The organism is Weissella sp. MSCH1, from assembly GCF_045799135.1.
Lineage (GTDB): Bacteria > Bacillota > Bacilli > Lactobacillales > Lactobacillaceae > Weissella.
In genome coordinates this window covers 22,629-37,280 of sequence record NZ_JBJMBA010000022.1, presented here as the reverse complement: position 1 = coordinate 37,280, position 14,652 = coordinate 22,629, and the positions used below count along the sequence as shown (strand labels likewise).

Sequence of the window (14,652 nt, the reverse complement as noted above, 5' to 3'; positions counted from 1 at the left end):
GGCCATGAATATGACGAAAATGGCCATCATGGCGGGATAAAATCCCGTTATTTTTGGATAAAAAGAAAGAAGGAGAAGAAAATCCGTCGGATTTTCTTCTCCTTCTTCATTTTCAGCTAGAACTGTTCTGTCCCAGCCTCTTTATTTATAGAAATAAGTAAGAGTGTAATTATGGAATAGAGATATTTCAGAGCATGAATAAAAATTCGAAAAACAGGATTGTTGGTATTTAATTGATAATATATGATACATTAATTAGTATTTGAATTATTTTGTAGGTGTTTTAATAATGAAGGTTGAATATCAGGGTATAGAAATTACCATTCAAGAAGCTGAAGAAATTCTTTCCGATAAAAATGCTCAACAATTAATGAGCTTATTTAAGTATAAAAATGCTAAAGGAAAGTTTCCGTTCACTATTGAAGAGTGGAAGTCATTAGCGTTTGTTGACAAATCGCCGGAACAATTGAGCGCTCAATTGTCTTTCATTAGGGCATTACCATTATGGGGCAAGCAATATTTGGTTGATTTGAATACTGTGGAAAAGAATCGAAGAAAGGGGTTCTCATTTTTTGCTCTATATCTAGATAAATTAATTGATCGAGGAGAGATAAAATTTAATGATTTTATGGATCTTTGGGAAAGGTTAATTATCAGTTTCGGCGGACCGGAAATATTGAATTCTGACCGTCTAGATGAAAAAGTCGCCATCGAAGTTTTAGATCAAATAAACTTGTTAACTCGGACCGATATTAAATTAAACGAACTTTCGGATTTATTAATTGAAAATAAAAGGTATGCAACCCAATTCGAAAATAAATTTTCCGAAAAGCGAATTGATGCCGAAATGACACTTTTAAAGCTTCTTAGGAGTAGCGAATTAGAGGTTGAAAACATTAGCGTATACAACTCCGATCGTACAACTGACGTAAACGAATTGAAGGAAGCGATTTTAAAAAAGACGATAGCTTTTGATGAACATTAATACGAAAAATATAGAAAGTCTTGGGAGTATAAAGTTCTTAGCAACACACTTACCAATATAAGGCGTAAAAATTCTAAAATGGCGGCAAAGAAATCGCCTGAAATCCAGAGAACTAATGCTATTAATGATAAAGGTACAAAAATCAAACCAAATCGACTTGTCTCGGAAATTTTTAAAGGTAAAAGCTTAAATATTGATTTTCCTTTTACCTTGATAAGGTGGATGGAAACTGGGCAGCAATTGGCTAATGGAAGACGTGAATATGTTACTAGAAGTTCCGAAATCCAGAAAATAAATAAAGTTTTACCTAGGTATGCAAAGTTTCTGTTGAACAACGTCGGAATTTATAATTCAGATTCATACTTAGAACATTCAGAAGCTTGGCGAAGTGCACAGAAGAAAGAACGAAGAACTAATGCGGATAGCAAATCTAAAGGTGGATATGCTTTCAATTACAGTTTAGGTAGCGATGGTGTTGTTAACCAAATATCTGTTCAGAAGCGTTCGACAATAGAGCCGCCTGCCAGAACGAACAGAAAATCTAAGATAATTACTACAACTGGTGCAGCGGGTGTTATTGGTGGCAAAAAGCCTTCGCCTGTGTCTAAAAAAGCGCAGGCGAAGGCAGCTCCCAAAAATACTAACAAGAAAAAAACTGTGAATAAAAAGAAAACGACAAAGACCACACGTACTGGTATTTCTACCAGATATACAAGAGTTGCGAATCACGAGCGAGATAATTTGTTTTATTCGGATAATTCCCATTGGGAGTTTTGATATTGGGTAACTTTAAGAGCGATAAGCGTTATAGGAATTATTATCGGGTTTGTGGTAAGTTCATATTGTTTCGTTGAATCTATATGCTATTGTTATAATATTAATTAGTGAACTTACGCTGTGAATTACAGCATAAATTTTTAAGATTGGAAGTAATGGTTATGGGTGATGGGCACCAATCAGAATATGAATTAGAAAATAAACTAATACAGAAATTAAATGCAATTGGATATAAAAGTGTAAAGATACCTGATGTCGGAGCGATGGTTGACCATTTTCGTCAGGTGATGAATGAGGTTAATGCTGAGGCATTGAAGGGAACGCCACTTTCTGACGATGAATTTAAACGTGTTCAGAATGAGTTGCGCCGATCACAAGGAATCTTTGAAACAGGTAAGTTACTTCGAGGTACAGACACGTCACCATACGGGCGTGTTGCGATTACTCGTGATGACAATACACCGTTGACGATTTATTTCTTCGACGGTAAGGACTGGAATAACAATATCTTTGAAGTAACCCACCAAATTACTAACTCTGATGGGCTACATGAGAATCGTTATGATGTGACGATTTTGATTAACGGGTTGCCAGTCACACAGATTGAATTGAAGCGCCGAGGTGTTGACTTTACACAGGCATTCAACCAAATTTTGCGTTATCGTACGGAGAGTTTGCGTACGAACTTCTTATTTAACTTCTTGCAATTCTTCGTTGTATCAAACGGTGGTGAAACGCGTTACTTCGCCAATGGGGATGGCAAGCTCAATTCGAACTTTATGTTCTATTGGACCGATGAGAAGAACACTTGGTTGAACGAGCTTGATTTATTCACGGTGAGTTTCTTTGACCCAGTCCGTTTGCATAGCATGATTGCGAAGTACACGATTTTTGACGAAGACAACAGTCGCATGATTGTTATGCGTCCTTATCAAGTGTACGCAGTAGAAGCAATTGTCAAACAAGCACAAGAACACCCAGAAAAGAACGGTTATATTTGGCACACAACAGGGTCTGGAAAGACAATTACTTCTTTTAAGGCCGCACGATTGTTGGCACAAAATACCAACGCTGAGAAGGTTATTTTCTTGATTGACCGTTCAGATTTGGACATTCAGACGGCTAAGAACTTTAATTCGTACCTACCTAAGTCTGGTGCGAACAATGAACCTGCGCTGGACCGCACAACGAACACAAAGAACCTTGTGTCACAATTGACTGACACAAGTACACAACTGATTATTACAACAATTCAAAAGTTGAATAATGCAGTTACGAGTGACAAATTCAAAAACATCTTGGCATCTTATCACGATAAGCGTGTTATTTTCATTGAAGATGAGGCTCACCGTTCTCAATTTGGAGAGATGCGCAAGAATGTGAACAAATGGTTTATGAATGCGCAACACTTTGGATTTACGGGTACGCCAATTTTCAAGGAAAATATTGGTAAGGATGGACGTACTACCGATGACTTGTATGATGAGCGTTTACATTCATACTTGATTAAGGCCGCAATTCGCGATCGAAACGTTTTGGCGTTTAACGTGGAATACATTAACACAATCCAAGGTCATGGTATCGTCACTGATGAAGACACGGTTGCAAAGGGTATCGACAAGAAAGAAGTATGGGAAAATCCAGATCGGTTGAAGATGATTGCGCAACATATTGTGTTGAATCACGGAAATCGTTCAAAGGGGCGTCACTATAACGCCATCTTTGCGGTGCCAAACACACGTGTTGCTTTGCAATACTATGAGATTTTCAAGGAAATGAAGACGGACTTGAATGTCTCAAGCATCTTCACATGGACTGCGAATGAAGCGGACAACGAAGATAATCAAGGTGAGACTCTTGAAGAGTTGAAGACTTCACGTCTTGGTTTGGATAAAATCATTGCCGATTACAATGTCAAGTACGGAACTAACTTCTCAACGGACACATTCCCAGATTACTTTGCAGACGTTTCAAAGCGTATGAAGGAACAAAACGAGAACACCAAGGAAGATAATATCGATATCTTGATTGTTGTTAACTTGTTCTTGACAGGATTTGATGCGCCTCGTATGTCTACACTTTATTTAGATAAGAAGTTACAGTGGCATAACTTGATTCAAGCTTACTCACGAACTAACCGTGTGGAAGAAAAGTCAAAGCCATTTGGAAATATTGTGTCATATCGCAATTTAAAGAAGGCGACAGATGAGGCTGTGACGCTATTCTCCGATGGTGACAAGTCGAGCTTCTTCGCGCCGGATTACAATGAGTTGCATGGTGAATTTGTCGATAACATTGTCACGTTGCGCAAGGTTGTTCCAACGCCTGAATCCGTTGATGCGTTGTATAACGCAACGGACGAGGAGTTGGCTGAATTTGTTCAATCATTCCGAGATGTTCTGCGCACGTTTAACAAGATTAATGTATATGATGAATTTGATTGGGCAAACTTCTCTGATTTTTCTGAGCAAGATCTCGAAAACTATCGTGGAAAGTATTACGCTGCCTACGAAGAATGGAAGAAGCGAACACGAGATGGTGGCGACGATGCAGGTAAGGTATCAGTTCTGGATGATATTGACTTTGAACTAGACTTGATTGCCCGTGATGTTATTGACGTTTCTTACATCGTTAAGTTGATTCGTGCAATTACGCCTGGCGATTACAAGGATGATGTTCGCAAGATTAAGCGTTTGTTGAACAATGCTGATTCAAAGGAATTGAAGACGAAGGCTGAACTGCTGGCTGAGTTCTTGGACGAGGTTGTGCCACAACTTCAACCAGGAGACAGCGTACCTGATTCATTGAACAACTATTTGATTGATCGTCGTAATCAGGACATCGAGAAGTTCGCCAAGGAAAATGATCTTGAGCCTGAATTCGTTGATGAAAAGGTTAATGATTACGAGTTTGCTCATAAGATGAAGGAAGAAGAGATGAGTACTGAATTAGCGGGAATGGGATTCACGTTTATGAAGACTCGCTCATTGAAGAAGAAAATTGTTAGCTTCGTTGAAGAGGCGGTAGACAAGTACATTCTGTCTTAAACGAAAAGAGGCCACTGTGGCCTCTTTTTTGAAATAATGATTTATTTCGTTGACACAATCTTTTAAGACTGTTATATTATTATTTGTCTAAAAGAAATAATGAGTTATTTCAAAAGAAGCGAGGAGGATGATATGCAACTTGGGGATTTAATGACGTTTAAATCCGGCGAAGTCGTGACAAGGTTGGCGCAAAGAAGTCCTTTGAAGACAACTTCGGGTGATTATCGTTTATACGATATGTCTGTATTTGCTAGTGAATCTGGTGAAGCAGGACGAAATGATGATCCGAGATATTTGGACATGGCTGAAGGTCTTGCGCCAATGCCAGTTGATTCAGTGGTGTTGGCAATTATTGGTGGTCGAATGACCCTTTCTAAGGGAGTCGATCCTGATGGAAAACCATATATCTTGGATTCAAATTTTTCGTGGATTCAGACTGACGAAACACGATTGGATGCCAGTTACTTGGTTTATTGGTTTAACGAGTCGGCCGCTGCGAAAAGACTAATTCATGCCGCGGTAACAGGTACAACAATGCCTAAGCTGTCATTGAAGTCGATTACAGAATTTGAAATCGATCTACCGCCGATAAAGGTACAACAAAAAATTGGTAGGTTATATCAAATGATGCGGCGCCGACGACAATTGATTCAACGTCGCGAACAACTATTTACAGAATTAACATTGGCATCACTTGCCGATGCCACTCATAAGGAGAAGGATTAATGGCAGAAACACACGAAACGCAGGCGCAACAGCAAGCAGAACTACAAAAGCAACTATGGGCCATCGCAAATGATTTGCGCGGCAACATGGACGCTAACGAATTCCGAAACTACATTCTAGGTTTGATTTTTTACCGTTTCCTTTCAGAACGAGTAGAGGAGTATGCGGATAAGTTGTTGGCTGCAGACGGTATTACGTTCGAAGAAGCGTACAACGATAACGAAATTAAGAGCGACTTGGTAGACGAAATTACTAACTCACTTGGATTCTTTGTTCAACCACAATACTTGTTTGGCAAGATGGTTAAGGATATCTTGGCTGGTCAATTCTCAATCGAAAACTTGCAAGAAGCAGTTAACGAAGTTGAAGCCTCAACAGTTGGTTATGCTTCAGAAGAAGATTTCCGCGGCTTATTTGAAGACATGGATTTGAACTCATCACGTTTGGGGAACACACCAGCAAAGCGTTCTGAGTTGATGGCTGAAGTTATCAAGCACTTGGCTGATATTAGCTTTAACGCTGGTGATAGCAAGATCGATGTGCTTGGGGATGCCTATGAATACTTGATTGGTCAATTCGCCGCATCAGCTGGTAAGAAGGCTGGTGAATTCTATACACCACAACAAGTCTCAAAATTGTTGGCTGCGCTTGTTACGACAAGTAAGACACGTTTGAAGTCAGTCTATGATCCGACTATGGGATCAGGATCATTGTTGCTTCGTGTTGGTGATAACGTGGAAGTTGCAAATTACTACGGTCAGGAATTGAACGGTACGACATACAACTTGGCTCGTATGAACATGTTGATGCACGATGTTAAGCCAACTGACTTCGAGATGCACCAAGGCGATACTCTTGAAGATGATATGTTTGCAGAACAACAATTCGAAGCAGTTGTCGCAAACCCACCATATTCAGCTAACTGGCAACCAGACGGTAAGCTGGATGATGAACGTTTCCGTAAGTATGGTAAAACTGCACCTAAGTCAAAGGCCGACTTCGCTTTCGTTGAACACATGTTGTACCACTTGGATGCGTCAGGAACTATGGCTGTCGTTTTGCCACACGGTGTCTTATTCCGTGGTGCTGGTGAAGGTGTCATCCGTAAGTACATGATTGAACAAGATAACGTTTTGGATGCCGTTATTGGTTTGCCAGCTAACTTGTTCTACGGTACGTCAATTCCAACGACGGTTTTGGTGTTCAAGAAGAACCGTACTAAGAAGGATGTATTATTTATTGATGCGTCAAACGAATTTGAAAAGGGTAAGAATCAAAATTCTTTGACGGACGAAAATGTCCAAAAGATTTTGGATACTTACTTAGCCCGTGAGGACGTGGATAAGTATGCACATGATGCTTCGTTTGATGAAATTAAGGAGAATGACTTCAACTTAAACATCCCACGGTATGTTGATACGTTTGAAGAAGAAGCGCCGATTGATTTTGCACAAGTTGAGCAAGATTTGAAGGATATTGATGCTGAAATTGCTAAGCTGGAAGCAGAATTTGAAGCTATGAAGGCGGAATTAATTTCAACGGAAGGAGCTGAGTAACATGGTACAAAATCAAAATAAAAGTGTGCCTGAGTTGCGGTTTAAAGGCTTTTCTGACGCTTGGGTACAGCGTAAGTTTGGTGAGTTGTACAAGAAGGTCACTGAAAAGAACGATTTGTCTTTTGGCAAAGACAAAATTATTTCAGTGGCCAACATGTATTTTAAGACCGACGAATCTCGATCAGACGATGCTTACATGCGTACTTACAATATCTTCCGAGTGGGAGATATTGCTTTTGAAGGTCACTCAAGCAAACAGTTTGCTTATGGGCGATTCGTTGAAAATACCATTGGTGATGGGATTGTGTCGCACATATTTGATGTCTTCCGACCAATTTCAAACTACGATTTGAAATACTGGAAATATGCGATCATCAACGAACAAATAATGGGACGCATTTTGATGACGTCCACAACTCAATCAACTATGATGAACAATCTGGTGTCAAAGGATTTCTTAAAAAGGCAGCTGGCTGTTCCAAGCTATGAGGAACAAGCTAAAATCGGTGCGTTCTTGGAGTCACTTGATAAGCTTATCGCTGCTAACCAGCGTAAGGTTCATGATTTAAAACAGTTAAAAAACGCGTACTTAGAGCGCATATTCAATCAAACTTTGCGTTTCTCAAGCTTTACCAGACCTTGGGTACAGCGTAAGTTCGAAGAATTGCTCGATGCTAAGGAAGGCGTCCGTCGCGGTCCGTTTGGAAGTGCATTGAAAAAAGGTTTATTTGTCGATTCTAGTGACTATGTTGTCTATGAGCAGCAGAATGCCATTTACGACCAGTACGAAACTCGGTACAACATTACCGAGGAGAAGTTCAATGAGCTTAAAAAGTTTGAAATTCTCCCTGGAGACTACATCATGAGTGGTGCCGGAACGATTGGACGAATCTCAGAAGTTCCTTATGGAATTAAACGAGGCGTGTTCAATCAAGCATTGATTCGTATTCGAATTAATCAAGACGTGACAAATAAGGAATATTTCCTTAGTTTCATGCGTGGGGATATCATGCAACGAAAGCTGACTGGTGCCAATCCCGGTTCAGCAATCACCAATCTGGTTCCGATGAGTGAAGTAAAAAAGTATGACATTGCTATACCTTCAATCGATGAACAAGCAAAGATTGGTTCATTACTTACTACTTTGGACAATCTTATCACTGCTAACCAGCGCAAAATAGATCTGCTCCAAAAACAAAAGACAAGCTACTTACAGAGTATGTTTATATAAACAATCTTTGTTTTTCAAAGTAAAAAACATTAAAGCTCGGCTGAAAAGTCGGGCTTTTTTTCGTATCATAGTCCATGCGCTCGTCGCCATCAATTTTAGGAGGTGTCAAAAATGACACAAATATTATTTCATAAGTACTTTGCAGAATGGTTGGAACTATACAAACGTGGTGCAGTGCGTGATGTTACTTTTCAAAAATACGAGAACACTCTTGCTCACATTCAATCTCTTGCTTCGAAACATACACTTAAATCGTTAAACAGGCAGGCTTACCAGCAATTATTAAATGATTATGCAAGTAATCACGAACGACAAACAGTCATGGATTTTCATCATCAAATGAAAGCCGCTCTATTAGATGCATTGGATGAAGGGTTGATTACTTCTGATCCGACAAGAAAAGTAGTAATCAAAGGGACGGTTCAAAGAAAACACAAGACTAAGTTTTTACATCAACATGAAATGACAGCATTGTTAGCACAACTTTCACTAGGCGATTCAATAAATACAGATTATTTAGTATTGTTAATCGCAAAAACAGGTTTAAGAATTTCTGAGGCTTTAGGGTTAACTCCTTCTGATTTCGACTTTAAACATCATGTGATAAAAGTTTCTAAAACTTGGGACTACAAACGCTACAAAGGTGAATTTGCTCCAACAAAAAACAAGTCATCCGTCCGAAAAATACCATTAGATTGGCAAACGGCAATGATGTTTTCACAGCTTATACGAGACTTACCCCTTGAACAACCAATATTTGTTAATCCAACCAAAAGAATATATGTACAAACACTGAACAATCAACTAGAAACATTATGTAATAAGGCAGGTATACCTGTAATTAGTTTGCATGGTTTACGCCATTCACATGCATCACTACTTCTCTATGCCGGTGTTTCGATTGCCACAGTTTCGCGACGCCTGGGTCACTCCACAATGAATACTACCCAAAGAATTTCTCTTCACGTTATTCAAGAATTAGAAAATGCTGACAACGATAAGATAATGAGATACTTAACATCTCTTATGTAAATAAAAAGCCTGAATTTACGACTATCAGCAGCGTAAATTCAGGCTTTTGTATATTCATTTAGATAAAGAGCTTTTGTAGATAAGCAGACTTCTGTTTTGTCAAAGTATCTACCTTTTTCTGGTTAGCAGCGATAAGGTTATCCATACTCTCAAGAAAGTGCGCAATCTTACTTTGTTCATCCAAGCTTGGTAGCGGAATGGGCATCTGCACGAAGTCTTTGTCTTTGATAGCAAATCGATCAGCACGAGCTCCCGTGTCTCCGTTAAGTTCCATGAATCGGTGCCACTTTGTACTTGAGAAGTATTTTTCCAAGTACAAACCATCAACGTCATGCGTTCGAAAAACATAATAAAGCGGTGACATAACGCCGGCCCGTCCTAGTGTATTGCGCTTAATTGGACCAACGGGCGCGAAGTTTGAAATCCGAGGGTTATAAACAAAGTCCCCGTCGCGTACAACATAATAAGTGTTCAAGTTTTTCTCGTTTGAAATATCTTTATCAAAGAAATCACGTTGGCTGATAATTCCATACTCGGCTGAGTTGGTTAGTGTCTCTGAAAATTCATCATCTGAGTTCTTTTCAGTGACCTTTTCAGAAATATCAGTTAACTTACGCTGTACCCAAGTAAACACTAAACTCAAATAACAGTCGTCATATTGCTTGGGTACAGCGTAACCTTGGTGATTTGGCAGAAATCGTGCGAGGAGCGTCCCCTCGACCAATTCAAGATCCAAAATGGTTTGACGATTCATCTGAGATTGGATGGCTTCGCATTTCTGATGTGACAGAGCAAAATGGTCGAATTCATCATCTGGATCAGCACATTTCTGAGGCAGGGCAAGCTAAAACACGTGTTTTGACAGAGCCGCATTTGTTGCTAAGTATTGCCGCGACGGTAGGTAAGCCACTGGTGAATTATGTTAAGACCGGTGTTCACGACGGGTTCTTGATATTTATGAATCCTAAGTTTGATTTGGAATTCATGTTTCAATGGTTAGAGTCATATCGTGATAAGTGGTCTCGTTATGGGCAGCCCGGTAGTCAAGTTAATCTGAACAGCGACTTGGTTAAGAATCAATCAATTTCCATTCCTTTGATGGATGAGCAACAAAAGTTGGGTGAATTCTTCACATCGATTGACAACCTTATCGCTGCTAACCAGCAGGAAATAATCACTTGAGGAAAACTTTATTACGCTGTACGTCAGCGAAGTGGAAAACTTATAAATCACCTTGGTTTAAATAAAATATTGGAATTTAAGTCTAGGCGTAAAGTACAATTAACGTAGTACTGAAGTATACATCAGATTGGAATTTGAAAATGGAATTTGCTGAATTTAAAACTACAATAAAAACTACTGTTGAACTGATACTAAACAATCGCACGGCTGCTAATAATGAAGCTGAGACGATTTCTTATCTAATAGTGCCACTAATTGCTGCATTGGGATATTCAAGCATGAATCCAAATGAATATCGGACTGAAGTGCCAGTTAGTACACCTTTTAAAGATTTAAACGAAACTAGCAAAATAGATATTGTCCTTCAGAAACAGGCAACACCTTTGATGTTTGTAGAAGCAGAGTCACAAAAAGGCAATCTTGTTAAGAAAGGTGTAACTCAGGTTACATCGGTATTACCTCATGCACAGAAGGACCTGGGCCAACAACAATTGATTGGGGTATTAACGGATGGAATTCGGTACTTATTCTTCGCAGATTTTGTGCCAGACGTTACGCATAAGCCACGTCCGTTTAAGGAATTACAACTTGATAAGATGGATTTGAATGATTATGAATTTTTGTACCATGTTGCGAAGGATTCATTTAACTTTGATTGGTTACGTAATAAGTATGAACAAAAGACTAAATTAACGAATGTAAAGTCTTCGGTAGAATTTTTAATGAATAACCCGACTGATGAGTTTGTTAAAGCAGTTTTGCTACAGATGAAAGAGCAGGGGAAAATTTCAGGGAATATCACAAGTAAGGTTATTTCGGATTATAAGCCAGCAGTAATTTCAGCTTTGGGTGAATTTTTGAGTGATACAACGGGCGATGGTCAGCCTGTTGTATCAAAAAAGGAACCTGAAAAGAAAGCAAATACCCTTTTAAATCAATTTCCTATCTCTATACATCTGACGGCCAAGAATAGTCCTGAAATTGATGCACAGGCACAGCTGCTAGATGCGTCAGGTCAGATTAAGGTCTTAAAAGGATCGCATATTAGACAGAGTGATACGGAAGGATACAGGGCTACTGAGTTTGAAAGTCTATTACAGGGGAGGGTACTTAGCGAAGACGTGGTGTTTTCTAAACCAAGTCGTGCAGCAAATTTCATTTTACGGGTTACGGCAATTAACGGTTGGGAAGCCTGGAAGGATGAATTAGGAGATACGATTGCTAAGTACAGAAATTAAGGTTGTGCGTTATTACGAAAATGTTTGATTTGGGGAAGTTATGGAAGAAAAATATGAAGTTGAATTAATATCTAATAATCAGTACTTGAATGTTTTGAAAAATGAATTAGCAAATAGTTTTAATGTTGATTTGCTAAATTTGGAAAATGCAATGATTACAATTTCTAAAGAGAATGGCGTGTCTGTCGTTCAAGGTGTTAGTCAAATCGTTTCTGATCAAGGATTAACAAAATTGAATTCGATGGCAAATTCTACTGAAATAGTAAACAAACAAGGCGTCCAATTGTTTGCTTTATTCGATAAAAATGGCCAACAATTATCGAGTGCTAAGGGGCTCACGCAAGTAAAAGGCGAAAAGTCCATGTTTAGAGGCGTTTTCAGGAAAAAAGGCAAAATTTCTGGGCACGTCAAAATTAAACCGGTTGATGCCCGTGATGCCGCGCAACAAGTGAATACAGCAAAGTCGGCGTTGACTAGTAAATTGGCAACCTCAATGCAGCTAGCTTCAGTAGTGGTTGGTCAATACTATATGAATGAAGTTAGTGAGAAACTATCGCAAATTAACGATGAGTTACATGCTTTACGGCGATATCACCAAACTGAAATTCTGGCAAAATTGGGCACTATGCGTGAATCTATGGATGTCCTTGCCAATAACCAAACTGAGCTATTAGCGGATGAACAAATTAGAAATAATTACTTACTGAAGATAGATGGGATTAAGACAGAGTTGACGACGATTAACAACCAATCCTTGTTACAGATAAATGGTGTCATTGATCGTGCACCAAAGGATGAACAACAGTTCATTAAAGATGTAAATGAATTAGATTATTGGAAACAAATTAGTGTAATCGCAACAAATATTCTTATCTTTGCGTCTGAACTTGAGTATATCTATGGTGTAGGTGCTTTATCGCGTAAAACAGTGACTGAATTAGTTAGTTCTGCTAAAGATAAAAATGAAGAGACGGATTCTAACATTGCAGAATACTTATATATGTCAGCTCTTAAATTTAAATTGACCAGTAAATCAGCTTCCGACCGTTTACAGAGACAAAATGATAAATTTAATAAACTACCAGCGCCGGCTGTTGTGAAGAGGGTAGCGACAAATTTGGCCGTATTTATCTCTGAAAGAGCAGACTATGGTCTGAATTTTAGTATGTCGGATGAAAAGCTGGAAGCGATCATCCCCTCTTTAGAACGTATAACTGAGTCAGAGACAATTGAGTCTAAAGTAGATCGGATTGCTAATGAGATGAAGGAAGATGTAAATTTGTTGGTAAACGAAGGGAAAATGTATTATGTGACGAATTAAGTAGTTGTATGGACTGGAATGAAAAATGTTTTAAGATGTTTGGTTGCTGTTTTGAAAGTAGGTAATCTAGTCCTAGAATTACTTGGTTTTTTGTTTTATTTCGTACTTGTTAGAGTTTAGTCGTTAAATATATTGAGAGGTTTTTATGTTTTGGATAGAGCAATTTGTGGATAGCTTCGTAAGATTTTTAAATTATGTCGTTAAAACGATTTTATCAATTTTAAAATATTCGTCTTGGCAAATTTTGGTCCTGTTTGTTGCAGTGTATTATAAAAAAATATTTGAAAGAATGATTAACAGAACAAGTAAATTCGGCTGGGGAAACGCGGAAATAGAATTTAGGGAAGCTTTGGACGATTTAGACGGACAGGCGACTGAAGATGCAAGTATTGATAATCTCATTAAATTCAACCCAGGAATGGCTATTTTAAATTCATTTAAGGACTTTGAATTGGCTTGTGATAAAAAATTTAAATATATCTGAAAAATTTTCTGATAGACAATTGCTAAATGAAAATAGTAGCTATAGAGCTTTGAGAAGACCAGGAACGGTTATAATTCCATTGTTGTCGGTATTAGAAAAAATAGGAGTTTTGTCTATTTTGGATACAGAGTCAGTCTCAACCCTAAGGAGGCTAAGAAATACTGTAGCACACTCTAATTTCGAAGTAAGCGAAAGTGATGCTAAAAGGTACGTGAGTCAGTGTGATGAGATTACTCAAAAGGTAAATTCGTTCCAAATTACTGATGAAAATTTTGAAGAAATTTTCAATTTTATAGCAAGCGATGATAGATTATCGCGCTGGTGGCGAATTAAAGAAGCAAATTAACTTCTATGATTAATATGGGCCGCGTATGGTGAAACAGTCAATATAGATCCACTTATATGATTTTTATTCCTTGGTGCTTTCTATTTGATGAGGATTAAAAGTTTAGAACGTTAATCACCTGACGACCGTCAGGTGATTTCATATCGCAATACGGTTTACATTGTTAATGAATAAACGATAAACCGTATAAAGTTTATATGGGTGAAACTAACAGTATTCAAAAGCGAATGATGCAACATTTGAAAGACAATGAAGTTGGCCTTTCGCGTTTGTTAGCCACATTTGATTGGGAATATAAGTCAAAGTAACGTGAAAGTGGCGAACCATGGATGGTGACAGCTGGCACACTAAACAATTCATGAAATTCGCAAACACTGGGCCATAATAAATCGTCGGCTTGGTCGGAAGATCCGGTGACAATAGACGAAGCCGGCAATACGTTCACCATTCAGGGCTTGGATTTAAATTATGATGGTGTGTGTTTAGGTCCGTCAAATAAATATCGGGATGAGAAGAATATAATTGATGTAGGTGAAAGCCATGGTAAGAATGCCACTAAGGTGCGCCATTATGATGGGTTAACGGTTGAAGAGTATCTGCGCAATGCTTTAAACGTTTTAATGAAGCGTGGTGTGCATCGGTTTTATTTGTATGCGGTTGATAATGAATCAAGAAAAGCATTAAGGTCGGTATATTGACTAATGAAAAATCTTAAGGGGGAAATTTT

At 38.5% G+C, this 14,652-nt stretch carries 13 protein-coding genes and 1 pseudogene; 13 read left to right on the top strand and 1 reads right to left on the bottom strand.

Annotated features, from left to right (window positions below; translation table 11 throughout):
- Positions 1–289 precede the first annotated feature (289 nt).
- The 7 genes from ACJ28U_RS01150 to ACJ28U_RS01120 all read left to right on the top strand — a co-directional run bounded on the left by ACJ28U_RS01150 (position 290) and on the right by ACJ28U_RS01120 (position 9,354).
- Positions 290–985 carry a hypothetical protein gene (locus tag ACJ28U_RS01150; protein WP_407618134.1) on the top strand — a complete coding sequence of 232 codons (696 nt, stop codon included), beginning with the start codon at positions 290–292 and terminating at the stop codon, positions 983–985.
- A gap of 78 nt (positions 986–1,063) precedes the next feature.
- Positions 1,064–1,762, top strand: coding sequence for a hypothetical protein (locus tag ACJ28U_RS01145; protein WP_407618133.1), 699 nt, complete (start codon positions 1,064–1,066; stop codon positions 1,760–1,762).
- Positions 1,763–1,917: 155 nt separating this feature from the next.
- Positions 1,918–4,809: a type I restriction endonuclease subunit R gene (locus ACJ28U_RS01140; RefSeq protein WP_407618132.1), complete on the top strand. Its 2,892-nt coding sequence runs from the start codon at positions 1,918–1,920 to the stop codon at positions 4,807–4,809.
- A gap of 132 nt (positions 4,810–4,941) precedes the next feature.
- Positions 4,942–5,535, top strand: a complete 594-nt coding sequence (locus tag ACJ28U_RS01135; RefSeq protein WP_407618131.1) for a restriction endonuclease subunit S — start codon at positions 4,942–4,944, stop codon at positions 5,533–5,535.
- The gene (locus ACJ28U_RS01130) at positions 5,535–7,091 is read left to right on the top strand and encodes a type I restriction-modification system subunit M (RefSeq protein ID WP_407618130.1); all 1,557 of its coding nucleotides are present in this window, start codon (positions 5,535–5,537) and stop codon (positions 7,089–7,091) included. Before ACJ28U_RS01135 ends, ACJ28U_RS01130 begins: the two co-directional genes overlap by 1 nt.
- A gap of 1 nt (position 7,092) precedes the next feature.
- Positions 7,093–8,322, top strand: a complete 1,230-nt coding sequence (locus tag ACJ28U_RS01125) for a restriction endonuclease subunit S (protein ID WP_407618129.1) — start codon at positions 7,093–7,095, stop codon at positions 8,320–8,322.
- A 111-nt stretch (positions 8,323–8,433) separates the two neighbouring features.
- Positions 8,434–9,354 carry a site-specific integrase gene (locus tag ACJ28U_RS01120; protein WP_407618128.1) on the top strand — a complete coding sequence of 307 codons (921 nt, stop codon included), beginning with the start codon at positions 8,434–8,436 and terminating at the stop codon, positions 9,352–9,354.
- A gap of 58 nt (positions 9,355–9,412) precedes the next feature.
- Here ACJ28U_RS01120 and ACJ28U_RS01115 read toward each other — a convergent pair whose 3' ends face one another.
- Complete coding sequence (locus ACJ28U_RS01115) at positions 9,413–10,108, bottom strand: restriction endonuclease subunit S (RefSeq protein WP_407618127.1); 696 nt, start codon at positions 10,106–10,108, stop codon at positions 9,413–9,415.
- On the opposite strand from ACJ28U_RS01115, the pseudogene ACJ28U_RS01110 reads away from it, so the two are divergent.
- The 6 genes and pseudogenes from ACJ28U_RS01110 to ACJ28U_RS01085 form a co-directional block, all read left to right on the top strand.
- Positions 10,012–10,527: pseudogene (locus tag ACJ28U_RS01110) on the top strand (restriction endonuclease subunit S); the annotation flags it as partial. The gene ACJ28U_RS01115 and the pseudogene ACJ28U_RS01110 sit on opposite strands and share 97 nt — an antisense overlap.
- 149 nt (positions 10,528–10,676) lie before the next feature.
- Positions 10,677–11,774: a hypothetical protein gene (locus ACJ28U_RS01105; RefSeq protein WP_407618126.1), complete on the top strand. Its 1,098-nt coding sequence runs from the start codon at positions 10,677–10,679 to the stop codon at positions 11,772–11,774.
- A gap of 40 nt (positions 11,775–11,814) precedes the next feature.
- Positions 11,815–13,095, top strand: a complete 1,281-nt coding sequence (locus ACJ28U_RS01100) for a hypothetical protein (protein ID WP_407618125.1) — start codon at positions 11,815–11,817, stop codon at positions 13,093–13,095.
- A gap of 145 nt (positions 13,096–13,240) precedes the next feature.
- Positions 13,241–13,579, top strand: a complete 339-nt coding sequence (locus tag ACJ28U_RS01095; protein ID WP_407618124.1) for a hypothetical protein — start codon at positions 13,241–13,243, stop codon at positions 13,577–13,579.
- On the top strand, positions 13,554–13,925 hold the full coding sequence (locus tag ACJ28U_RS01090; protein WP_407618123.1) for a hypothetical protein: 372 nt from the start codon (positions 13,554–13,556) through the stop codon (positions 13,923–13,925). The genes ACJ28U_RS01095 and ACJ28U_RS01090 overlap by 26 nt, the downstream gene beginning before the upstream one ends.
- A gap of 413 nt (positions 13,926–14,338) precedes the next feature.
- Complete coding sequence (locus ACJ28U_RS01085) at positions 14,339–14,623, top strand: DNA/RNA helicase domain-containing protein (protein ID WP_407618122.1); 285 nt, start codon at positions 14,339–14,341, stop codon at positions 14,621–14,623.
- The last annotated feature ends 29 nt before the right edge of the window (positions 14,624–14,652 follow it).